The organism is Flavobacterium araucananum (assembly GCF_002222055.1).
GTDB lineage: Bacteria > Bacteroidota > Bacteroidia > Flavobacteriales > Flavobacteriaceae > Flavobacterium > Flavobacterium araucananum.
The window spans coordinates 1-23,467 of the sequence record NZ_MUGS01000088.1; the positions used below are offsets into that span (position 1 = coordinate 1).

Here is a 23,467-nt window from a genome sequence, read left to right on the forward strand (position 1 = left end):
TTCGTAAGCGAATATATTCAATAAAATTATTCAAATTTAGTTTTCTTCTAAATTATATTAGGGAATTCTATTATATAAAAAACGCTGCGAAACCTAAGTCTCGCAGCGTTTTCATCTCAAAAAATAAATAATTAACGGGTAACGGGTATTATTTCCAACCACCACCCAATGCACGATATAACTCGACATTGGCAGAAAGTTGCTCTCTTTTTATGTTGGCAAGTTCCAACTCACTTTGCAATAAATTGGATTGCGCAGAAAGTACTTCAAGATATTCAGCCATACCATTCTTAAATAACAAATTGGCATTTTTAATAGCTTGTTGTAACGTTTTTACTCTTTCCTTAAGAAAAGTTTCTTGCTGTTGCAATTTCTCGACTTTTACCAAGGCATCAGATACTTCACTAACAGCTACAAGAACAGATTGTCTAAAGCTTAAAACAGCTTTTTCTCTTTCGGCAACGGCAATATTATATTGCGTTCTTACCTTTTTATTGTTCAGTAAAGGTTGTGTTAAACCTCCTGCAACGGTTCCAAACAATGAAGCCGGAATGTTAAACCAATTACTGGTTTCGAATGAGTTTACTCCGCCTTGAGCAGTAATTTTAAGTGACGGATACAAATCGGCTTTAGTGATTCCAACATTTGCATTGGCTACTTTTAGCGCTAATTCGGCACTTTTTACATCCGGTCTGCGTCCTACTAATGAAGACGGAATTCCGATTGCAGTATTGTTTTTAACTTCAATAACGCTTAAACGTGTCGTTCTGGTTTTTGAATTCGGGAATGATCCTGTTAGAACGCTTAAAGCATTTTCCTGAATGGCAATGTTTTGTTCTAGTTGCGGAATCAATTGTGCCGAAACTAATTTTTGTGCTTCAGATTGTTGAATTCCTAATGAAGTTACCTGTCCTGCATCAAATTTTAGCTTAATGATGTTGGTTGTACTATCATTAAGTTTCAGATTTTGTCTGGCAATTTCCAATTGTGCATCCAGCATCAAAAGGTTGTAATATCCTTTAGAAACATTAGCAATGATAGTTGTCTGCAAGGCTTTTTTTACTTCTTCTGATTGCAGGTAACCGGCATAAGCTCCTTTTTTCTGATTGCGGATTTTGCCCCAAATATCAGCTTCCCAGGAAAGTGATGCTCCGGCAGAATAATCATCAATATGATTTTGACCTAAAGCCTGGCTTAAATTTTTTCCTGTAAAACTATTATCAGAAGGATTGCTGGTACTGGCAGTCACATTTAAATTAACCTGAGGAATATTTCCCCATTTTGATTGGGTGAATCTGTATTGTGCAATTTCAATATTTTTAGTAGCAATCTGTAAGTCATTATTTCGGGCTACAGCGCTATCGATGAGCTGAATAATATCTTTTTCTGTAAAGAAATTTTTCCACTCCACATCAGCAATACTCGTGGTATCTTTTGAAACCGATGCACTCCTGAAATTTTCAGGAAATGCATCTTTTGGAGTTTCAATATCCTTCGAAACTTTACAGGATATTATTGTGGTGATCAAAATAGCGACCATCACGATTTTGGTTATATAATTTTTCATTTTATAGGTTGTCATTAAATTTCGGTACAAGTATCTTTTCTACTTTCAAGATCTCTTGAGATTTTATAGGATATGTATCCTATGCCAATTATTATGGCTACGAGGAATGTCGTTATATAATTTTCCATTTTTATTTTTCTTCGTTATGAATTACGGCTACTGGTTTTCCAGTAACCTTTTCTTGTAAATGTTGGAAGATGATGAATAAAACCGGGATGATAAACAACCCAAGTATTACTCCGGAAATCATACCTCCGGCGGCACCAATACTAATCGAGTGGTTACCTTGTGCAGATGGACCTTTTGCGCTCATCATTGGTATTAATCCCACAACAAATGCTAATGATGTCATGATAATTGGTCGCAGACGTAGTTTTGCTGCATCGATCGACGCTTTGACTAATGCCTGACCTGATTTTCGTTTCTGTACGGCAAACTCTACGATCAAAATCGCATTTTTGGCGAGCAGTCCAATTAACATTACCAATGCAACTTGTACATAAATGTTATTTTCAATTCCTGATAATCCAATGGCAACAAATACTCCAAATATACCTGCAGGTATGGATAAGATTACAGCCAATGGCAATATGTAACTCTCATACTGTGCAGCAAGTAAGAAATAGATGAATATCAAACACAGTAAGAAAATCGTTGCTGATTGACCTCCGGACGAAATCTCTTCACGAGTTTGTCCTGAAAATTCAAAACCGTAACCTGCAGGTAATTGTTGTGCTGCAACTTCCTGAATTGCTTTAATGGCATCTCCGGAACTAAATCCTGGTTTTGGGATTGCATTGATCGAGATTGAGTTAAACAAATTGTATCTCGAAGCAGTTTCTGAACCATAAATACGGGTTAGTTTTACTAAAGTATTTATAGGCACCATTTCGCCTGTTTTGTTCTTAACGAAAACCCTGTCAATTGATGACGGATCTGCTCTGTCTGCGATATCTGCCTGAACTACAACTCGGTAATATTTACCAAATCTGTTAAAGTCAGATGCTTGTGCACTACCAAAATAAGTTTGCATGGTTTGTAAAATGTCTTTTACATTAACCCCTAATTGGTTTGCTTTTTCGTCATTGATATCCAATTGCAATTGAGGATAATCTGCCTTGAAACTTGTAAATGCTACAGCAATTTCAGGACGTTTCATCAATTCGCCAATAAAGTTCTGAGAGATTCCACTAAACTTATCCAGTTTTCCTCCGGTTTTATCCTGAAGAACCAGATCTAATGCCTCAACGTTACTAAATCCCGGAACGGTTGGGAAACTGAATACGAAGAAACTTCCTCCGGAAATAGCGCCCAATTTACCTCGAACCTGATTCATGATTTCGTCGATATTTTTGATATCTCCACGATCTTCGTTTGGTTTAAGCAATACAAAAACAACTGCAGAAGATGGACTTGTAGAGTTGGTCAATAAGTTGAAACCTGAAATCGCGGTTACAAATCGGGATGCATCCAAACCTCTTAAGGTATTTTCTGCTTCGGTCATTACTTTTTGAGTTCCGTCCAGAGATGTTCCTGATGGCGTATTTACTGCAATTGCAATAAAGCCCTGATCTTCTGTTGGGATAAATCCCGCAGGAGTTGTTTTTACCATTATTACTGTTGCTACAGTAATTAAAGCCAAACCTCCTAAACTTAACCATTTTCTGCGAATTAAAAATTTCAAACCTCCAACATAACGGTTGGTCAGGGAATCAAAACTTTTATTGAATCCGTTAAAGAATTTTTCTTTAAATCCTTTTTTCTCATAAGCAGCATCACCATGTTCTCCGTGATTGTCTTTTAAGAATAATGCAGCAAGTGCAGGACTTAAAGTTAAAGCGTTTACTGCAGAGATTACAATTGCAATCGCCATCGTAAAGGCAAACTGACGATAGAAAACTCCTGTTGAGCCTTCCATAAAACCAACCGGCAGGAATACAGCAGCCATTACCAGCGTAATCGAGATAATAGCACCCGTTATTTCGTGCATTGCTTCATGAGTTGCTATTTTTGGAGACAAATGTTTGTGCTCCATTTTTGCATGCACGGCTTCGACGACCACAATCGCATCATCTACCACAATACCAATCGCCAGAATTAAAGCGAAAAGCGTTAGAAGGTTGATCGAAAATCCAAATAACTGCATGAAGAAGAACGTTCCTAAAATTGCTACAGGTACAGCAATGGCCGGGATTAATGTTGATCTAAAATCCTGAAGGAATATAAATACTACTATAAATACCAATATAAACGCTTCAAGTAAAGTATGTTCGACTTGCTCTATAGATTGATCTAAGGCAACTTTTGTACTATAAAAAATGTTGTGTTTTATTCCTTTTGGGAAATCTTTTGAGGCTTTAACCATCAATTTGTTTATCGCAACCTGAATATCATTTGAGTTAGAACCTGCCAACTGAATAATACCAATAACAACTCCTTTTTTACCATTTAAACGGGTTAAACTGTTGTAGGAGTACGAGCCAAGTTCTACTCTGGCTACATCTTTAAGATGCAGTACAGAACCATCTGCATTAGAGCGTATCGCTATATTTTCATACTCTTCGGGCTTGGTTAATTTCCCTTTGTATTTGATAACATATTCGAAAACTTCTTTGCTTCGTTCTCCAAATTTACCCGGAGCAGCTTCCAAACTTTTATCCTGAATAGCACTCATGATTTCGTTTGGAGTCACTTTGTAAGTCGACATTTGAGTCGGATTTAACCAAACACGCATCGAATAATCTTTTACACCTCCAAAAATACTGGCAGAACCAACTCCCGGAATACGTTTGATCTCCGGAATAATATTAATTTGTGCATAATTGGCAACAAAAGTCTGATCGTATTTTGACTCGTCATCGGTATACATACCAATTGCCATAATAAAACTATTTTGTTGTTTTGCAGTAGTTACACCTTGTTGTACAACCTCGGCAGGCAATTGACTTGTTGCCTGAGCGACTCTGTTTTGCACGTTTACCGCTGCCTGATCTGCATTTGTTCCCAGTTTAAAGAAAACTGTAATCGCAAGAGATCCGTCATTACTGGCTGTAGAACTCATATAAGTCATGTTCTCAACACCGTTTATGGATTCTTCCAGAGATGGAGCCACAGAACGTAAAACCGTTTCTGCATTTGCTCCCGGATAAACTGCCGTTACCAAAACCGATGGTGGCGCAATATCAGGAAACTGTTGTAAGGGCAATTTCGTAAGTCCAAGTACACCCAGGATCACCAACAAAATGGAGATTACGGTTGCCAGTACAGGTCTTTGTATAAATATTTTGAACATTTTCGTAAAAATTATTTTTTATTAATTATTTGGGCAACTTTTGAAGGAGTTGATTTTTCAGGCTGAATAACTTGTCCGTCCTGAAGTTTATCGATACCGCTTAATACAATTTGGTCACCGGATTTTACACCATCTTTAATAAGATAGTTGGTACCACTTTTTCCAATAACTGTGATTGGCATTTTGGCAACTTTATTTTCTTTATTAACAGTAAAGACAAAAACTTTATCCTGCATTTCTACCGTAGCCGATTGTGGAACCAAAACAGCATCATCATGTTGCAGCCCTAAACGAATTTTTCCTGTGTTTCCTGAACGTAAAGTTCCGCCAGCATTTGGGAAAGTCGCTCTTAAAGTAATCGCACCAGTCGTTTTATCAAACTGACCGTCTACCATATCAATTTTTCCTGTTTGTGTATAAGCATTATTATCTGCTAAGATTAAAGTTACCGGAGGTAATTTTTTTAATTTATCGCCTATACTGTTTCCGGCATAATGCGCTTTGAAGTTGATAAAATCTGTTTCGCCTAATGAGAAATAAGCAAACACTTCATGAACATCAGACAAGTTTGTCAAAGGCTCAACATCAGATGCAGAAACTAAACTTCCTTGTTTTTTAGGCAATCTCCCAATGTAGCCACTTACCGGCGCTGTAACATTCGTATAGCCCAGATTAATTTTGGCAGATCCTACCATTGCTTTTGCCTGTTCGATATTGGCAGCAGCAATTTTTTGAGAAGCTTTGGCCGTTTTTAACTGATAATCAGAAACTACTTTGTTTTGTACTAAAGGAGTCAATTTATCTACTTCTAACTGAGCATTTATCAAAGCTGCTTCGTAAGCATGAAGACTTGCCAAGGCATTGTTTAATTGCTCACGAAAAGGACGTTCGTTTATTTTGAATAAAGTTTGACCTTTGTTTACATAAGCACCTTCGTCTACAAAAACTCTTTCAAGGTTTCCGCTTACCTGAGGGCGAATTTCAACATCAACCGCTCCTTGTATCGATGCAGGATATTCAGCATCTGTAGTAGTGTTTTCGCTTGTTATGGCTAAAACCGGTAATAATGGGGGAGCCGGAGCTGCTGGAGCCTGCGACTTATCTGCACAACTGCTTAACACAAGTGCCAGAATAAAACTGGTTATAATTACATTTTTCATTTTCGTATTGGTTTTAATTTGTTGGACATTCTTATTGTTTAAATTTTGTGGTATTCTGGTATTCTCGACATTCATATCTAAGTCTATTAAATTTTCTAACGGTGTTAAGTAAATTGATGTAAAATTTTATATAATTCTTCTATCCAATTCTCTTTAAAAATTGGTATTAAATTATTTATCACTGTTAAGTAAAGTAGAAAAAAAAGCCTCTATATTACTGTATTAAATTTTCTAACGTTGTTAAGTAAAGTAGTAAAAAAAGAGTTGCTAAATTACTGTATTAAATCATTTATCACTGTTAAGTTAAAATGAAATTTTTTTTATTGTATTGATTTTATGATACCACTAATAGCATCTTTTAGGATCTGAGCATTTATTGTTGCCATGATATCACTTCTGTTAATGATATTAATTGCGATTAACCCATGAATTACAGAGAAAAAAGTAAAATACTTTTGTTTGATTATATCTTCAGTCGGATTACTGTTTTTCATTATTTCAGAAATTACTGAAGTAAATAATTTATAAGGTCTTTCCTGGGCTGAACATTGTTGCGAACAACAATTCATTTGCACTCCAAACATTACCTGATACATTTCTGTATCTGTAAATGCAAAATCCCAATAGGCCATCCACATGGCTTCTAATTGTTCTTCCGGTTTTTCAAATTTATCTCGTGCTTCCTGAAGTTCTTTTGCCAGTTTAATAAAACCTTTTCCGGTTAGTTCGTTTAGAATAGCATCTTTATTCGAAAAGTATTCATAAATTATAGGAGCTGTATATTCAATCTTGTCAGCAATTTTTCGCATACTCAGACCTTGCCATCCTTCTTCTTTTACGATAGCATAAGCAGCCTCAAGAATGTTACTTCTTGTCTCTTCTTTTTGTCTTAAAATTCGATCTTTACTAGCCATTTTATTTAAGTATTAAATTGTTTAACACCGTTAGGCAAATGTAGGGCGGTTTTTCTGATTATGAAATAATTTTGTCATAATATTTTCTTATTGTTGTATAGACAAGTATTAAAAACCGCCGAAGTGCCATATTTATATGGAGTTTTTTAGGTATAATTTTTTTAAGGAGCAGAACATTTTTGGTACTTCAAGACCATTTGTCCTGCTCTACACTATATCTTTTATCCGCCGCGGCGGATAAAAGGATGCCGTTTCGATCGGGGCTAGGCGAGAAGTTATGTTTTTTATGAGGTTTCTCGTTTAATAAAGGGATAAAATTCAGAAGGAATGATTCCATATGGTAGAATTGGATTTTAATCTAGATAAAAATGGAATATATTGGTTGCGCAAAATTATGCTGGATTAAAATCCAGCCCTACAATATAGTTCGAGCCCTACGGCTCTTTTTCATCTTGAAATTAAATTTAAAGCATAACCACAAAATAAATAGAATTCCGAAGGAATGGCAAATATTTTAGGGCTGGACTTTAGTCCAGTTTATAATGAAGTTTCATTAAGAAACCGTATAAAGAGCATTTATTTTCTCATTCACATCATTATAATAAGGAGTTTCAATTCCGTAATTAACAGCATTTTCAATTACATAATCGACTAAAAATTGTTTTTCGGTTTGATTATCGTTTTCAAAATCCAATTGCAAAGATGATTTAGATTCAAACGGAAATTTAGTCAATAAATCTTTAGAAGTTAGAATATCGTCATTCGTTAAAATGATGTTATTTTTAGCAGCAAGTGATTGAATCTCAATCATCATATTTTCCAGAGTATGCATAAGTTTTTTATCTTCCAGGAGCTGACCAAATGTAACTTTATGAGCCGATGTTATTGCAGCTACTGGCGCAACAAACAAGTATTTTTTCCATACTATTTCGTTGATGTTTGCAACATAGGTAATATCTAAGCCTCCGGCAATTAATAAATCAATCAGAACTTTATTGGCCTGTCCGCCAACGAAAATTTTTCCTGGTCCGCCAATATGCTCAATATGTCCGGGTTTCTTAACATTTGATGCTACATAAATACAACCTTTCATAATTTGACCTGCTTTGGGTAAAGTCTCACGGATTATTTCTTTGGCATTTACCACATTTTGCAAAGTGATTATTATTGTTTTATCTGTTATACAATTTTTATAAGTAGACAGAATATCACTTATAGAATAGGATTTGCAGGTTAGGATTAATACATCGAGAATTCCAATTTCTGTTGGATTATCGGATACTAAATCCGGAAATATGCTTTCTTTTATACCTTTTGATTCAAATACCAGACCTTCGCTTTGGATCGCTTTTTTAGTTTCACCCCTGCAAATAAATATAATTTTGGTTGTACTGCTTTTATATTTTTTGGCTAGTGGAGCGCCTACAAATCCACCGATTCCACCAATTCCAAGGATTCCTATTTTTATTGTATCTGAGTTCATATTGTAGTATTTTGATTTTTAATTTCTGATACAAAGTAAATAGGTTGCATACCATAAATTGATGTAAAAATATAGGTTATATTTGTAAAAATTAAGGATTATGAGAGACACCTTTTTTATATACAAAGACTTCGAAATTTATTCTGTCGAAGAACTTACCTGGAAAAAGGAAGTGCACAGGCATAACTTTTTCGAGTTGTTGTATATTGAATACGGAACAGGAAATCACATCTTAAATTCGATTCATCACTATTATAAAAAGCATGATATTTATTTGCTTACGCCAATGGATTATCACTCTTTTAAAACACTGGAGCCTACAAAGTTTCATTGCCTGCGTTTTTTACCACATTTTTTTTCGAACAAAAAAGAAATCGAAGAAATTGAAAAGTTATTTTATTACCACAATCAGACAAATGGCAATTTGATTTTCCTTGAAGATGATAAAGCTTTTTGTGAAGTCCTTATTTTAAAAATATTAGAAGAGGTTGCAAAGCAAAAAGAGCAAAGCGAGATTATAATCAAAAGTTTGATGATGTCGCTAATTCAAATAATCCGACGAAATGCAAGGATAAATGCCAGTAATTTAAATCTTAAGACTACTGAGATATTAAAGATTGATACTATTTTAAGTTATATAAGGTCTAATATTGCTAATCCGCATTTATTGAAGAAAAAAGAAATTGCCAATCATTTTAATGTCTCTATCCACTATATTGGAGAGTATTTTAAAAATCATTTAAATATTACGCTTAGAGAGTATATCGAACAAACAAAACTGAAAGTGGTTAGCGAAAAACTAAGCAAAAGTAATTTGACTTTTTCAGAAATCAGCAATGATTTAGGTTTTACAGACAGTAGTCATTTTAATAAATTCATCATGCGAAGCACCGGAAAATCACCATCAGAATTTAAAAAATCATTGAGCATTTCAACAATCTAAGTTTGATTGTTGTTAATATATTAAGTCACAGCGGGACAATATATTTATAGAATTTATGAATTTTGTTTTGTATAACCCGCCGCGGCGGGCAATGTCATTAAGCTAAGGGGAAATCTACAAAATTACTTAACAGTTTAATCAAGAAAGTAATTAGAAAAATCCGTTTTTATCAGCGTTTTCGCTTTAGCGAATCCGTAAAATCAGCGTCTAATTTTGACGCGGATAAAACAGATTTACTTCGTAAAAACGCAGATAAAAACGGATTTTATTTTCTAAAAGCTTAACTTAATGACATTGCGCGGCGGGTGATATATATTGTATTCGGTATCGCTTCGCTGGAGCTCTGTTATGAACGTTTTATATTGGCTATAAATATGTTGCTCCTCCGGAGTTTTTAATAAAAATTATTTTATAAAATCCATTTCAACATGTTCAATTCCGGCATCCAGAAAGTAATTATCAGTTTGTCTGAATCCGTTTTTGATATAAAACTGGCTTGCATTTACCTGTGCGTATAAATATACTTTCTCTTCATTTTTTAAATCGTCTAATATTTTCAAAAGGATTGCTTCGCCAATTCGTTTTCCTCTAAAAGTGTTCAAAACAGCAATTCGTTCAATTTTTGCTCCTTTTTCCATTTTACGATATCTTGCAGCTCCTGCTGGTTCTCCGTTTACGGTTGCTACATAATGTATGGCTTCTTCATCATCCATAGATTCGCGTTCTTGCGATACATTTTGTTCTACAACAAATACTTGTTTTCTAATTTCGAATGCAATTTCTATTTGTTTTTGATTTTCTACTTTTTCGACTATGATGGTATTATTGCTCATTTTGTTTTAACGTTTGATATACTTGGTATGTAGTAAAATAATTTATGTACAAATATATGTAGTTAACTACATATATTCAAAATAAAGTATAATAATTAAGTTTTTTTTATAATCAATGCCGGGTTTTAGCAGCAACATCAAAAAGGGATAAAATTGCTAAACCTCTCGAATAGCCCCGATAGAAACGGCATCCTTTTTGTGTCCGTCACGACGGACAGGAAAAGATATAGTGCAGAGCGGGACAGGAGTTCTGATAAATGAAATTTTTCTGCTCTTAAAAATAAAAAAACACCTTTAAACTTTAGGTCTAAAGATGTTTTTAAAATTATTCATTATCGATTAAAGTCGAAATTTGGTATCTTACTTGACATAGTTTGGTGAAACACAGGTTTCCCAATAACTTACGATTATCCGGATAGTTTCTTTAATTTCTTTATAAGCTGTTGGTTTTACAAAAAATCCCTGAATAGATTTTGAGTAAGCGTCTACAACGTGCTTTTGTTCTGCGCTTGTCGAAAAGAACAAGTATGGAATTGACTTAAGTCGTAAATCTTCGTTTTGATGTATTTTTTCGCGCAATTCCATACCATTTAGTTTTGGCATGTTGATATCAGAGAAAATAATAAAAGGCTCGACTTGTGTAGAGGTTAAGTATTCTAATGCTTTTTCGCCTTCGGCAAAAAATATAATTTCATTTTTATAATCAAGCTCATGAAAGATATCGGTTAAAATTTCCTGGTCATCTAAATCATCTTCAATTATAATAATTGGTCCGCCTTTGTTCATTTTTATTTTTTTTAAAGGTAGACGTTTAATCTCAGCTATTTGTTGTTTTTGTAATTTACTGATAATCATAAGCAAAAACACCTTTAAACAATATGTCTAAAGGTGCCTTTAAAATTCAATATAGCAAGATGATTATGAATCTGTTCTGCTGGTATCTTTTTTACGGTATACCAGATAAAAAACCTGTGGCAATACGGTTAAGGATAAGATCATACAGGTTATTAATCCGCCAACAATCATGATGGCTAATGGTTTTTGAACCTCAGATCCCATTCCTGTAGACAATGCTGCGGGCAATAATCCTAAAGATCCCATAAGGGCAATCATTACAATTGGTCGAATTCTGCTGTGAATTCCGTTCGAAATAGCATCTTTCAGATGCATTCCGGCTCTCATATTTTCTCTAATCATTCCAATAAGCACAATACTGTCAATCGCACTGACCCCAAAGAGGATAATAAAACCAATTCCGGCTGAGATCCCAAAGACGGTTCCTGTTGCCCAAAGCGACAAGAATCCGCCAATAAAGGCATAAGGCATTGCACTTACAGCAACTAAGGTATCTTTAAAATTACCAAAATTAAAATACAACAGACATAAAATTAAGACCAAAACTACAGGTACAATCATTGCTAATTGTTTTGATGCTCTTTCTTTACTTTCAAATTCTCCAGCCCATTTCATTACGTTTTCTTTAGGGAGTTTTACTTCTGCAGCTACTTTTTTCTGTGCTTCATCGATTGTACTTCCTAAATCTCGTCCTTCGATACTAAATCCTACGGCTATATATCTACTGTTTCCTTCTCGATAAATAAATGTTGGACCGGTTTTGTATTCTACGGTAGCAATTTCTTTTAGCGGGACTTTTTTACCGTTCATGGTTGGAATAAGGATATCTTCAATTTTTTCTTTAGAGTCCCGATATTCTTTTTCAAAACGTAAGGTGATATCAAATATTTTTTCGTCATCATAAAACTTGGTTGCTGCCTGACCTCCAATTGTCATTCGGATAACGGCTTGTGCATCGGCAGTTGTAACGGCATATCGTGCCATTTTTTCGTCGTCAAGCTGAATTCTTAATTCGGGTAAACCAATGTTTTTATAGACATTTATATCCTCAATTCCTTTTACATCTTTGATAGATTTTGCCACTTTTGCAGCCATTTCTTCTAATTGAAAAAGATCATTACCAAAAATCTTTATGGCAAGCGGACTTTTTACTCCGGCAACATATTCCTCGACATTATCCTGAATAGGCTGACTAAATCCAAATCCGATTCCGGGATATACGTCGAGTTCTTTTTTGATCTCGGCAATCAGTTCTTCTTTGCTAATATCATGTTTCCATTCATCTATATGTTTTAATTCGATATGAAATTCGATATTAAAAAATCCGGTTGGATCTGTTCCGTCATTTGGTCGTCCGGTTTGGGTCAGTATAAATTTTACTTCTTCAAATTTCCTTATTTTAGTTTTCATTTCTTTGGTAAGCCTGACGGCTTCATCAAGATTGATACTGTTGGGTAATGTGGCTCTGACATAGATGGCTCCTTCATTAAGCTTAGGGATAAATTCTGAACCATAAAAAGCAAACTTCGCGCAACATATAGCCAGTAAACCTAAAAACGCATATAGGGTTGTTTTGCGATGTCTGGTACTCCACTTAAACATCTTAAAAAGGTTATCTCTAAAAAATCGTGAAATCATGTTTTCTTTCTCTACAATGTTTTTGGTCAGCATGACTTTGCACATTGCAGGAACGTAGGTAAGCGACAAAATCAAGGATCCTAATAAGGCATAACTTAAGGTAAAGGCCAGGGGTGAGAACATTTTTCCTTCTACTTTGGTAAAAGAGAAAATGGGCATTAACGCTACAATTAAAATGATTAAGGCAAAGAAAATATAAGTAGCCACACTACCGACACTTTTCTTGATAAGCCCCATTTTGCTCATATTATTAAAACGTTCCATACCTACTTTATGAGCTTTTTTCTCGAGCGATACAAAGACCTGTTCGACAATGACCAGGGTTCCTTCGAGCAGTAGCCCAAAATCCAATGCTCCCATAGAGATCAGGTTTGCCGGTAATCCCTGAATTCGTAACATTACTATGGCAAACAAGAACGAAAGCGGAATTACTGATGCTACAATCAATGAGGTTCTCCAGTTATAAAGGAAAATAAATACAATTAACGATACTAATAAAATACCTTCTACAAGGTTTTTTGTAACTGTTTTTACGGTTGTATTGACTAATTCTGTACGATCAATAAACGGAACTATTTTTACATTATCCGGAAGTACTCTTTCGTTAAGTTCGTTTAAACGTTCTTTAAGTCTCTTGATTACTTCACCCGGGTTTTCGCCACGTAACATGACTACAATCCCTTCTACAACATCATCATTACCGTCTAAACCTACTTGTCCTAATCTTGGTTTGGCAGATATCGAAACTTCGGCTACGTGTTTTACTAATATGGGTGATGATCCTTTGGTTTCGATCAAAATATTGCCAATATCTTCTACTTTATTAATCAAACCAACTCCTCGTACTACATAAGCCTGATCGCCACGTTGTATTACATCACCACCAACGTTTACATTGCTTTTAGAAACAGCTTCGTAAACATCTAAAGCAGATAAGTTATAATTTTCCAGCTGTGTTGGGTTAATTTTTATTTCGAATATTTTCTCTTCACCACCAAAACTCACTACATCGGCAACACCGGGAACAGATATTAATTCTCTCTCGATTACCCAATCCTGAATGGCTTTGATTTCGCGAATAGGCAAATCACTTTTGATTACATATCTGAATATTTCGCCTGTTGCTCCGGATGGAGGATCAATTTCTACATCTGCTCCTTCGGGAAGATCTAATCCGTTAAGGCGATTTGAGGCGTATTGTTGGGCATAAAAGTCCTCGACTGCGTCATCAAATAATACGGTTACAACTGATAATCCAAAAAGCGAAATAGAACGTACTTCGGCTTTTTTAGGAATGGTGTTCATTTGTTTTGAAATCGGAAGGGTGATAAATTTCTCTACTTCTTCGGCACTTCTTCCCGGCCATTGTGTAATGATTCTTGCCCTTGTATTGGTTACATCGGGAAAAGCTTCGATGGGCGTGTGGATATAGCTAACTATTCCGGCGACTAGTAGTATGGCTGTCAGGAAAAAAACTATAAGGGAGTTTTTTAGCGAGAAAGCAACCAGACCTTGTACAAATTTTTTCATGTCTTGTCTTGTATTTATCCGTCTTTAGGGATAATTAGTTTTTTAATCGTTCGTGAATTAAAAGCTGATTTTTAGTAATCACCATTTCACCTTCTTTAACTCCTTTGTCAAAATAAATCCAGTTGTTGTTTTTTATAACAGGATTTATTTCTCTGGTTTCGATGGTACAATCATCTTTATAGATTAAAATATGGTCGCGATTATTATCAAAAATGAGGGCTTTTGCAGGAACCGAAGCTAGCATTTCGCCACCCAGACTTTTATCGATAATAATATCTGCGGTCATTCCGGGTTTTAGTTTTAAGTTCCTGTTTTCCATTACAATTCTTGCTTTTAGAACATGTTCATCAGCATCAAAAACTTTGGCAAGCATTTTTATTTTTCCTTTAAAAATTTCACCCGGATATGCAGGAGTGGTTACATCTACGAGCATATTTTCGCTTACATTTTTTAAATTACTGGTATATACATTGACCAATACCCAGATTTCTTTAAGGTCAGAAATGGTAAATAAGGGATCGCTGCCATCTGTAATTTGCATTCCCGGACTAATATTTTTGGCTACTATATAACCTTCAGTTGGCGCTTTTATCTGAAAAACGGCTCTTTCGCTACTCGCACTAAACATTGCCAAATTTGCTTTTACGTTTTCAAGTGATGATTTTAAGACATCTAATTCGCTTTGCGCCTGCATTAAATCTTTTTGCGAAGCGATTCCGTCCTCAAACATTGATTTGGTCGATTGTAAATTGCGCTGTGCAATTGCTATTTGAGATTGCAGCGTTCTGTTTTCGGATTGCATACTATTAAGTTCTGTACTTTTTATTTCTGCCAGCACTTGTCCTTTTTTTACATAATCGCCTAGCGAGAATGTAGTTTTGGTAATGATACCTTCAACCAGACTATTAAATTGTACTACGTGATCGTTATTGTAAGTAATATTTCCGGTAAGATTTATAGATTCGGTCACCGGACGTTTTTGTACCGGCTCGATAGTGATTTTTTCTTTTAAAGCTTTATCAATACAAAATTTTTCCTCTTTTGTAGCTTTGATTTCTTCTTTTTTGCCACATCCGTAAACGAGCATTAACCCAAGAATCGGGAGTAAAATAAGTTTCTTCATTATGTTTGTTGTTATTTTCAGATAATAAGTGCGGTTTGCTGAATTAGTATTATTAATTAATTTCCTGTCCGGCGATATAGCGCAGTTCCTCAAGGTTTTTGTTAAGGTCTTTTTTAGAATTAAGCAGGATCGATTTGTTGTCTAAATAAGCATCAACAAAGTCAAGATATTCCAGCATACTTGTGTTTCGTTGCAGGAAGTTTTTGCGATAGCTTTCCAGAAGTTTATCCAGATCTGCTTCGTAATTGGCATCGACACTTTCGTATAATTTTTTAGTCACTATTAAGTCTTCATAAGCTTGCAAAACTTCAGACTGCACGCTTATTGTTTTCTCATCGGCAAGCAATTTTCCCTGATCTATCGCTATTTTTGCTGCTTTTATATTTCCTTGATTTCTATTAAAAAACGGAAGATCAAGAGCAAAACCAAGCCCCACAAAATCATTCATGGTACTGGCACCACGATCGTAACTAATACCCAGCGTAACGTCTGGTGTTCGCATTGCTTTTTCGTAGCTGTATTTATTGCTGTTGTATTCGTTTCCTAGTTTAATAACTTTCATATCGGGACGATTTTCTACTGCTGATGCCATAAGATTACCCAGATTGATGTTATCAATGTTTTTGTTATCCGGAACAAAACCTTCATCTGTAAGTTTGATATAACTTGTGGCAGGCAGGTTCATTAAAACTTTAAGTTCTTTTTGTAACGAATTATTTTCCTTTCTCAAATCGCTGATTTCTTTTAAGAATTGAAGTTCAGACGCTTTTAGTCGAATGTATTCGCCTTTGCCTATATTACCTTGTGTAACCTGATTGCTATAGGCTTTCAGTAAGGTTTGCATCGACGAAAGTTGTTTTTTATAAATGGCTTCCTGTGCCTGTGTATATTGCAGTTCAGTCAGATTGCCTCTAAACTCGATTTTTAGATTTCGTAAAAAAGTTTTAAAATATTCTTTGGCGATATCTACACCAACTTTTTCCATAGCAATAAGTTTTTTTCGTTTTCCAGCAGTTTGAACAAGTTGTTCAAGCTCTGCCGTAACTTGCGAAGTTTTTCCGAAATTGCCCCAAAGCGCAGGTACTTCTGAAGCTGTTGCATTGTGCCAAAGATTTATCTCGCCAATAGTCAGCGTAGGATTTGGCCATAATTTTGCCTGAATAACCTGCGCATCGGCAATGTCAATATTTAGTTTTTCAGAAATAAGAGAAATATTCTTGTCCAGAAACAAAGCCTCGGCCTGTGTTCTGGAAAGAACAATTGTATCGTTTATTGCAGCAGTTTGTGCCACACTTTTGTGCGATACAATAACGAGTAGGGTTAAAAGTATATGTTTCAAATTAAGTAGTTTTAATATCCTGCAAAGCTATCTGCGGCATATTAAACCCTAATTTGATGTCTGTTAGAAAGGAGTTAGAAGTACATTAGAAAACGATTAGAGTGGCGGAAATAATAAGGTTACCGTTGTTCCTTCGTCTTTTTTTGATGTTATGGTAAAATGAATATTGTTTTGCTTGAAGATAATATTTGCCAGAGAAAGTCCAACGCCGCTGCCTTTTATATCGTTTACATTTTTGCCTCTGTAAAAGGTTTGTTTGATAAATTTAAGGTCACTTTCGTTAATGCCGGTTCCGTGGTCTTCGATTACGATTTTAAGCTGATTGTCTTCCTGTAATAAACTTATTTTGATAGGATTTCCGTTCGAATACTTCACAGCATTTTCTATAATATTGTACAAAGCGATTTTAATCTCGTTGCTGTTTCCTTTTATCGAAAGCAGTTTGTCATTGACAATTTCTATTGCAATCTGAATTTGGGCATCTTTCAATTGGTAGACACCCGGCAATTGATCGTTGATGTCCCAAACCAACTCATCGACCCTGAAAATTTCGTTGAGTTCTGTATTACCTCTCAATCCGGAAAGCATCATAAGCGTATTCATTGTATCTTCGATCTGATACACGTTTTCGAGTACTTTCTCAGACATTTGTCTGTATTCGGCACTGGTTCTGTCTTTTTGAGCAAACACTTCGAGGTTTCCGGAGATTGCCGTCAGAGGTGTTTTAAATTCATGCGAAACATAATTAATAAAGTTCTTCTGGATGATAAAAGTATCCGAAAGTCGCTTAAACAAATTATTATACGTTTCTATCAATTCCTGAATATCATCTTTTGTATTGGGCGAAACAATATGTCGATCCAGCGACGAAGCTTCGATTTCGTTTACCTGATTAATGATGTTTTTTATCGGACTATACGCCAGATTCGACAGCAAACGACTCACAATATAAATTGTAATTAATCCGCTAATTAAAACCAGAATCATAATGATCATTAATCTATTGGTCATGGTTTTAAATTCCTGATCGTTCTTTTTAACAAAAACAACAAAATCACCTTGATTATCATGGTAATAACTCCCAAAATAAAAGTAATGATTCGATTTAAAATTCAACTTTCTATTCTTGCGGATGTAATCTAATCGTTCTGCATTTATATTTTGGTCTATTGTTTTATCTCCGTATACAATCTCGTTTTTATTGTTGTAAACGCGGGATATAATTTCAAGTGAGTTTTCGCGGAATTGCTGCCCAATAATCAAATGTTGATTCTCCGGCAATTCATCTTTTTCCAGATAGAAAATCCCCGTTAGCAAACACGTTTTCTGAAGTTCGTTGTAAATAATCTTTTCAGAATAGCTGTAGAACGAAAAGTACGTGATGATAGAAGCAATTACAAACACAATGCTAAAAGTAAGAGACGATATTAAGGTAAACCTATTGCGTATTTTCATGACTATTCTTTAAGCATATATCCGGTTCCCTTTATGGTATGGATAAATTTATGGTTTTGCTCGATTTTGTTTCTTAGATAAGAAATATATACATCGACAACATTCGTATTATTGTCGTAATTAATGCCCCAGACAGCATTAAGAATTTGCGTTCTTGACATTACTTTACTTCTGTTTTCTAATAAAAACAACAGCAATTTATATTCTCTTGGCGATAAATCAATCAGCTCATCATTTTCGCTAACCTTATGTTCTTCGGGATTTATGGTTAAACTTCCCAGCGTATAAAGGGTTTCTTCCTTATCATAATTAAATTTGGTTCTGCGCGTCAGGGCGTTTACTCTCGAGATTAATTCCTTAAAATGAAACGGTTTAACCAAATAATCATCGGCACCGGAATCCAGCGCGTTTACCTTATCATCTGTATCGCTAAGGGCGCTGAGCATTAATATTGGAGTATGAATTTTTTTGAAACGCATTAATTTAGTCAGCTGAATGCCGTCAATCCCCGGAAGCATAATATCCATCAGGATAATATCCCAGGTATCGTGCTGAAGGAGGTCTCGGGCAATCTCGCCCGTTTCAGCCAGATGCACCGTAAAATTGTTTTCTTCTAAACCTTTTATAATAAATTCGCTAATGCGTTTATCATCTTCAATGAGTAGAACATTCATACTTAAAATATATAAAAGTTATTTTTTTAAATCTATCCGGAGAGTTATACCGTTGCCTGTAAATTATTTTAACACATAGAAACATAGTTTGCATAGCGCAAAAAGTCGTTTCACTTCAAATAAATCACATCGCACGATAACGAATGATCAAAAATAACATTTAATTATCGCAATCGCTGTTAAAATAGAATCTTGTAGGAAAAGAAGAACCAAATTATCAATTAGAACGCTCCTGATAGTTATCGGGAGTAGGGATATGAAAACAAAATTTTAAGAAAGATTTTTGGAATTTTATTTGAAGCTATTCCTGCTGTCCTTCCAAATCTTTTTCTTGCTGGCAGCAGCAAGAAAAAGGATTTTCCCTCCCATCAGGGCTAGGGCTGTTGGTTTCATAAATGCCTTACTGTATTAATGTCTTATTCTGTTACCAATAAAACCTATAGTGGCTAGCGGAATAATTGTGCTTTTTAAACTTTATAAAATCTTATTTGTAAAAAATGTTCCTCCTAAAACAATCATCATACAAGTAGCAAAAGTTATTAAAGACTAATACCTAAAAGGATGAATTATTTAGACTACAGCAGTATACTTCCTGAACTCGATAAAACAAACGATTTTATATTCGAAACACTAATGTCCGATTTTTCGAATCCTAAAAAAGTAAAAAAAATAAGGTATACCAGAGAAATCGCTATTACAAGATACCAACGGGACGGAAATGATATGTTGTTTCATTTATTTCTTTCCGAGATCAAGATCAAATGTAATATGTCTGTAGAAAATATTTTTTTTCTCGAAGAAATGGCGGCTGTTTTTGACGAAATAGAACTAGAAATAAACGAATACGGCAAAATCATCAAAGTCCTAAATTTTGAAGACCTAAAGAAAAGATGGAAAAATGTTTATACAAAACTGGCAATCGACAATGTAGGGTCTAATGCAGAAATGTACTGGCAAAACATTACGGATTTATTAAAAGAAGAGCAAAAGCTTTTATCCTATTTCTTTGATTATAAAATGTTTGGCTTGTACTTTTCAAGCCTTTATAGAAACTCTTACGCCATTGAGCGCAAGAGAAAACTAATGGATTGCGGCAGTACAGTAATAACAGAACACTTTTGCCCAAAAGATGAAAAGTTTACTGTTTATGCAATAACAGGTACAGCAGTTGAAGGTAATACTACCGATTTTATAAAATATGATGGTGTTTTCGAATATAGAAATGATCAAGTAGATCTGGCTACGATAGAGATTGAAAAAAAAGAAACAACCCTTATGTACAACATTTATAAAAGAACACTATAATGGGAAAGCCAGATATTACTGCAAGACGAAAACTACGGGAGGAAAAACAAGAAGCTAAGAACGGTTTAAAATTTGTTATTGATGGAGCCAAAATCAGGTGTGATTTATGCACCATTCCGGATGGTGATCTAAAAGCAAATTACGACACCCCAAGCATACAAGACAAACGTGTAGTTACTGTGGTCGAGAGAGACAGGACAAGTTTAATCTTTAGAGGCAATTGCAAAAAAAGCTTTCTCAGGTCGAGCCCTTGTGCCTCAGTCATGAAATTGGGGGAGTGGGAGAATCCCGGAACGGTCTATTTTCAGGATGAGTTGGCGGTACTTTTAAGAAGTACCATAAAATGCGAATATGGTGGTGTCGATATTAAAATTTGGGATTGCGGACAACGCAACGAAATTAATAATCTGAATACTTTGGGAGCACCTGTACCTGATTTTATACCGATAAATAAAGAGGAAGATTTATTTGAAAACGATACGCTAATTGCCGATATAAAACCAGGGAATGATTATCCTGAAATAAAAGATACTTCAGGAAAAGAACTCGTTATAGAATTTTTTATTACAACAATGCTCAAAATTGGTAAAGACCAGTTTAATTCTCTTTCGTATGCCATGGCTTTCAAGAAATTGAATCAAGGTTATATAATGGGATCAAATGGTAAAACCTATCAAAAATTAGCAAATAAATTTGTTACCGATTTAACCGATAATAAGAAAGTCTCTTTTTATAGGTCCAAAGATTTTGGTAATAAATATTTTACCACAAAAACGGTAAACCAAATTGAAGCTTTTAGGAGCAAAAAACTAGTAAAATTGTCTAATTATGCAAGTAAAGCGGGAGAAAATGCCGGCTACTTTTTAACTGCTATTTCGTTTTTAAGTAGTACATTCGATAAGGGTGAACCTGATGCGATCGTATTGTTGGATGCGGCACTTCCGACTCTGATAGCAGGAGGAAACCCATTTGCAGGATTGATTCTTGGTATTATGAAAAACCAAATCATGAAGGACATAAACGAGTTTAACGCCTATATCGCCAAACATCTCGAAGAAGTAGAAACGAAAAAAGGAGTTGTTATGACGGAGTATTATATAAAAGTAATGTCACCAAAGTTTCAAATTTTAAACAAATATTATGTATATCGTTTAACACCTACTGCATTGGCTTCTTATCTTTCTGGACAAGTAACGAGTCTTAAAAAACTTTTAATCATTCGGGATAATTCCCCTATTCAAGAAACTGTATCAGAAGCAATCCTAGTAAAATTCACTAGTGAAGGTTGTATTGTGAAAACAATATTTATAAATGATCAATATGCCGAACAAAAACAATAAAAAATGAAATTAAAAATAATCATTATAGTTTTAAGTTTATTCTGTTTTCCAATAATTTCACAAAATATAAAGCAAGATAGCTGTCAATTATTCTTTAAAGAAATAGGAATAAGAGATTTTACATTGGGTTCTAATTACTCTGAATTTAAAAAAGAAAGTAAGTTGGCTGAAAGAAACTTTAAGAAAGAAGATGTTTATGGAATTGAGATTGTAACCTTCAGTGAAAATATAATTCTTCTAAAAGAAAAAAAAACTGTTGAATACAATCTAAAATTTAAAAACAACATTCTTATCGACTACACTTTCAGGGTTAATATTGGTAACTACAAAAAATCGATGGCTTATTACGAAAAAGTATTGGTGTTATTAAGTAAAAACAAGAATAAAAACAATTTTATAAAAAATGGTAGAATTAATAATATGGAAACAAATAAAATATGCGAAAAATTCTTCCGTCTAGTGCCAAATGATTCAAATTATTTAGAAGAGTGTTTTTATGGAAGTATTAGTTTTACAGACCCTAAATTATGGGAGCAACAAATGTTTGAGTATATAAAATCCATTGAAAAAGGCAAGAATTAAATTATAATATGAAAACAAAACTGCTAATTATACTTTTAAGTTTTTATCTGCCTATTATCTCTCAAAATAAAGAAGAAGATTGTAAGTTGTATTTCAAAGAGATAGGAATAAAAGATTTCAATCTAGGTTCAAATTACAAATCATTTGTTGATGATAGTAAAAAAATAAAAAGAAAGTTCAAGAAAGAAGATGTTTATGGAATTGACATTGTAACATTCAGTGAAAATATAATTCTTTTTAAAGAAAAAAAAACTGTAAAATACAATCTAAAATTTCATGGTGATACACTTGTGGATTATACTTTTAAAATGAAAATCGGAAATTTTAGAAAAGCCTCAGCTTATTACGATAAAATAGTAGAATTATTAGAAAAGAATAAAAACAAGAATGAATTTATAAAAAGAGGAAATTATTATAATATGAAAAGAACTAAAATATGTAAAAAATTCCTTGAGCTTGATTCAGATTTCCCAAACCATGAAAATGAATCTCTTTCAGGTGGCGTTGGCTATGAAAGCCCAATTTGGGAAAAGCAATTTATTGATTATTTAAAAGCAACTGGACAGTACAAAGAATAAACTCACCATGAAATTAAAAATAATCATTATAGTTTTAAGTTTATTTTATTTTTCTGGGATTTCTCAAAATATAAAGCAAGATAGCTGTCAATTATATTTTAAAGAAATAGGAATAAGAGATTTTATATTGGGTTCTAATTATACAGAATTTGCAAAAGAAAGTAAAACATTAAAAAGAAAATTCCAACGAGAAACATTTTATGGAATCGACATTATAACGTTCAATGAAAATACAGTGCTTCTTAAAGCAAATAAAACTATAGAATACAATCTAAAATTTAAAGATAATGTTCTTATGTCTTACACCTTTAAAATAAACATTGGGAATTTCAGAAAGGCACCTGATTATTATGAAAAAGTTTTAAAATTACTTGATGAGAATAAAAACAAAAATTACTTTATTAAAAAAGGAGGATATTCTTTCATGAAAAAAACTAAAAAATGTACAAAATTTTTTGATATTATTTCTAGTGAAAATGAAAGTCAATCTATTTATGGAGGAATCAGTTATGAAAGCTCCATTTGGGAACAACAATTTAAAGATTACATGAATGACATAGGAAAAGACAAAGAGTAAATTTATTATGAAAACAAAACTGCTAATTATACTTTTAAGTTTTTATCTGCCTATTATCTCTCAAAATAAAGAAGAAGAAGATTGTAAGTTGTATTTCAAAGAAATAGGAATAAAAGATTTCAATCTGGGTTCAAATTACAAATCATTTGTTGATGATAGTAAAAAAATAAAAAGAAAGTTCAAGAAAGAAGATGTTTATGGAATTGAGATTGTAACATTCAGTGAAAATATAATTCTTCTAAAAGAAAATAAAACTGTAGAATACAATCTAAAATTTAA

Annotated in this window: 19 protein-coding genes; 7 read left to right on the forward strand and 12 right to left on the reverse strand. The window is 34.0% G+C overall.

The genetic code is table 11. The features are described from left to right. Nucleotides 1–148: 148 nt before the first annotated feature. The 5 genes from B0A64_RS23945 to B0A64_RS23965 all read right to left on the reverse strand — a co-directional run bounded on the left by B0A64_RS23945 (nt 149) and on the right by B0A64_RS23965 (nt 8,416). Complete coding sequence (locus B0A64_RS23945) at nt 149–1,567, reverse strand: TolC family protein (protein WP_089481992.1); 1,419 nt, start codon at nt 1,565–1,567, stop codon at nt 149–151. A 130-nt stretch (nt 1,568–1,697) separates the two neighbouring features. Continuing rightward, nucleotides 1,698–4,859, reverse strand: a complete 3,162-nt coding sequence (locus B0A64_RS23950) for an efflux RND transporter permease subunit (protein WP_089481976.1) — start codon at nt 4,857–4,859, stop codon at nt 1,698–1,700. 11 nt (nt 4,860–4,870) lie between these two features. Then, on the reverse strand, nt 4,871–6,094 hold the full coding sequence (locus B0A64_RS23955; RefSeq protein WP_089481977.1) for an efflux RND transporter periplasmic adaptor subunit: 1,224 nt from the start codon (nt 6,092–6,094) through the stop codon (nt 4,871–4,873). A 245-nt stretch (nt 6,095–6,339) separates the two neighbouring features. Then, entirely contained in the window at nt 6,340–6,933 is a 594-nt protein-coding gene (locus B0A64_RS23960; protein WP_089481978.1) for a TetR/AcrR family transcriptional regulator, read from the reverse strand. A 553-nt stretch (nt 6,934–7,486) separates the two neighbouring features. Continuing rightward, nucleotides 7,487–8,416: a ketopantoate reductase family protein gene (locus B0A64_RS23965; RefSeq protein WP_089481979.1), complete on the reverse strand. Its 930-nt coding sequence runs from the start codon at nt 8,414–8,416 to the stop codon at nt 7,487–7,489. Nucleotides 8,417–8,516: 100 nt separating this feature from the next. On the opposite strand from B0A64_RS23965, the gene B0A64_RS23970 reads away from it, so the two are divergent. After that, the gene (locus tag B0A64_RS23970) at nt 8,517–9,359 is read left to right on the forward strand and encodes a helix-turn-helix domain-containing protein (protein WP_089481980.1); all 843 of its coding nucleotides are present in this window, start codon (nt 8,517–8,519) and stop codon (nt 9,357–9,359) included. Between the two features lie 404 nt (nt 9,360–9,763). Here B0A64_RS23970 and B0A64_RS23975 read toward each other — a convergent pair whose 3' ends face one another. The 7 genes from B0A64_RS23975 to B0A64_RS24005 form a co-directional block, all read right to left on the reverse strand. Further along, on the reverse strand, nt 9,764–10,192 hold the full coding sequence (locus B0A64_RS23975) for a GNAT family N-acetyltransferase (protein WP_089481981.1): 429 nt from the start codon (nt 10,190–10,192) through the stop codon (nt 9,764–9,766). A 360-nt stretch (nt 10,193–10,552) separates the two neighbouring features. Then, nucleotides 10,553–10,978: a response regulator gene (locus B0A64_RS23980; RefSeq protein WP_089481993.1), complete on the reverse strand. Its 426-nt coding sequence runs from the start codon at nt 10,976–10,978 to the stop codon at nt 10,553–10,555. 132 nt (nt 10,979–11,110) lie between these two features. Further along, nucleotides 11,111–14,215 (reverse strand): efflux RND transporter permease subunit, encoded by a 3,105-nt coding sequence (locus B0A64_RS23985; RefSeq protein ID WP_089481982.1) that lies wholly within the window; start codon nt 14,213–14,215, stop codon nt 11,111–11,113. A 34-nt stretch (nt 14,216–14,249) separates the two neighbouring features. Then, nucleotides 14,250–15,338: an efflux RND transporter periplasmic adaptor subunit gene (locus B0A64_RS23990; protein ID WP_089481983.1), complete on the reverse strand. Its 1,089-nt coding sequence runs from the start codon at nt 15,336–15,338 to the stop codon at nt 14,250–14,252. Nucleotides 15,339–15,390: 52 nt separating this feature from the next. Next, a complete protein-coding gene (locus B0A64_RS23995; protein ID WP_089481984.1) occupies nt 15,391–16,677 on the reverse strand; it encodes a TolC family protein in 1,287 nt (428 codons plus the stop codon). 96 nt (nt 16,678–16,773) lie between these two features. Continuing rightward, nucleotides 16,774–18,132 (reverse strand): sensor histidine kinase, encoded by a 1,359-nt coding sequence (locus B0A64_RS24000; protein WP_089481985.1) that lies wholly within the window; start codon nt 18,130–18,132, stop codon nt 16,774–16,776. A gap of 2 nt (nt 18,133–18,134) precedes the next feature. Beyond that, on the reverse strand, nt 18,135–18,806 hold the full coding sequence (locus B0A64_RS24005) for a response regulator transcription factor (RefSeq protein WP_089481986.1): 672 nt from the start codon (nt 18,804–18,806) through the stop codon (nt 18,135–18,137). Nucleotides 18,807–19,367: 561 nt separating this feature from the next. On the opposite strand from B0A64_RS24005, the gene B0A64_RS24010 reads away from it, so the two are divergent. The 6 genes from B0A64_RS24010 to B0A64_RS24035 all read left to right on the forward strand — a co-directional run. After that, a complete protein-coding gene (locus B0A64_RS24010; protein ID WP_089481987.1) occupies nt 19,368–20,111 on the forward strand; it encodes a hypothetical protein in 744 nt (247 codons plus the stop codon). After that, nucleotides 20,111–21,451 carry a PAAR-like protein gene (locus tag B0A64_RS24015; protein WP_089481988.1) on the forward strand — a complete coding sequence of 447 codons (1,341 nt, stop codon included), beginning with the start codon at nt 20,111–20,113 and terminating at the stop codon, nt 21,449–21,451. The genes B0A64_RS24010 and B0A64_RS24015 overlap by 1 nt, the downstream gene beginning before the upstream one ends. Nucleotides 21,452–21,454: 3 nt before the next feature. Beyond that, nucleotides 21,455–22,033, forward strand: coding sequence for a hypothetical protein (locus tag B0A64_RS24020; RefSeq protein ID WP_089481989.1), 579 nt, complete (start codon nt 21,455–21,457; stop codon nt 22,031–22,033). Nucleotides 22,034–22,041: 8 nt separating this feature from the next. After that, nucleotides 22,042–22,611 carry a hypothetical protein gene (locus B0A64_RS24025; RefSeq protein WP_089481990.1) on the forward strand — a complete coding sequence of 190 codons (570 nt, stop codon included), beginning with the start codon at nt 22,042–22,044 and terminating at the stop codon, nt 22,609–22,611. Nucleotides 22,612–22,618: 7 nt separating this feature from the next. Beyond that, nucleotides 22,619–23,188, forward strand: a complete 570-nt coding sequence (locus B0A64_RS24030; protein ID WP_089481991.1) for a hypothetical protein — start codon at nt 22,619–22,621, stop codon at nt 23,186–23,188. A 7-nt stretch (nt 23,189–23,195) separates the two neighbouring features. Further along, nucleotides 23,196–23,467 (forward strand): hypothetical protein (locus B0A64_RS24035; RefSeq protein WP_133083324.1); only part of this gene is annotated, 272 nt, incomplete at its 3' end.

What these genes read in the sequence shown, in the direction of transcription:
- B0A64_RS23980 (WP_089481993.1), bottom strand. Translation starts at nt 10,978, where the DNA reads ATGAACAAAGGCGGACCAATTATTATAATTGAAGATGATTTAGATGAC.
- B0A64_RS24005 (WP_089481986.1), bottom strand. Translation starts at nt 18,806, where the DNA reads ATGAATGTTCTACTCATTGAAGATGATAAACGCATTAGCGAATTTATT.
- B0A64_RS23985 (WP_089481982.1), bottom strand. Translation starts at nt 14,215, where the DNA reads ATGAAAAAATTTGTACAAGGTCTGGTTGCTTTCTCGCTAAAAAACTCC.
- B0A64_RS24020 (WP_089481989.1), top strand. Translation starts at nt 21,455, where the DNA reads ATGAAATTAAAAATAATCATTATAGTTTTAAGTTTATTCTGTTTTCCA.
- B0A64_RS24025 (WP_089481990.1), top strand. Translation starts at nt 22,042, where the DNA reads ATGAAAACAAAACTGCTAATTATACTTTTAAGTTTTTATCTGCCTATT.
- B0A64_RS24030 (WP_089481991.1), top strand. Translation starts at nt 22,619, where the DNA reads ATGAAATTAAAAATAATCATTATAGTTTTAAGTTTATTTTATTTTTCT.
- B0A64_RS24000 (WP_089481985.1), bottom strand. Translation starts at nt 18,132, where the DNA reads ATGAAAATACGCAATAGGTTTACCTTAATATCGTCTCTTACTTTTAGC.
- B0A64_RS23945 (WP_089481992.1), bottom strand. Translation starts at nt 1,567, where the DNA reads ATGAAAAATTATATAACCAAAATCGTGATGGTCGCTATTTTGATCACC.
- B0A64_RS23970 (WP_089481980.1), top strand. Translation starts at nt 8,517, where the DNA reads ATGAGAGACACCTTTTTTATATACAAAGACTTCGAAATTTATTCTGTC.
- B0A64_RS24015 (WP_089481988.1), top strand. Translation starts at nt 20,111, where the DNA reads ATGGGAAAGCCAGATATTACTGCAAGACGAAAACTACGGGAGGAAAAA.
- B0A64_RS23955 (WP_089481977.1), bottom strand. Translation starts at nt 6,094, where the DNA reads ATGAATGTCGAGAATACCAGAATACCACAAAATTTAAACAATAAGAAT.
- B0A64_RS23960 (WP_089481978.1), bottom strand. Translation starts at nt 6,933, where the DNA reads ATGGCTAGTAAAGATCGAATTTTAAGACAAAAAGAAGAGACAAGAAGT.
- B0A64_RS23950 (WP_089481976.1), bottom strand. Translation starts at nt 4,859, where the DNA reads ATGTTCAAAATATTTATACAAAGACCTGTACTGGCAACCGTAATCTCC.
- B0A64_RS23990 (WP_089481983.1), bottom strand. Translation starts at nt 15,338, where the DNA reads ATGAAGAAACTTATTTTACTCCCGATTCTTGGGTTAATGCTCGTTTAC.
- B0A64_RS23975 (WP_089481981.1), bottom strand. Translation starts at nt 10,192, where the DNA reads ATGAGCAATAATACCATCATAGTCGAAAAAGTAGAAAATCAAAAACAA.
- B0A64_RS23965 (WP_089481979.1), bottom strand. Translation starts at nt 8,416, where the DNA reads ATGAACTCAGATACAATAAAAATAGGAATCCTTGGAATTGGTGGAATC.
- B0A64_RS24010 (WP_089481987.1), top strand. Translation starts at nt 19,368, where the DNA reads ATGAATTATTTAGACTACAGCAGTATACTTCCTGAACTCGATAAAACA.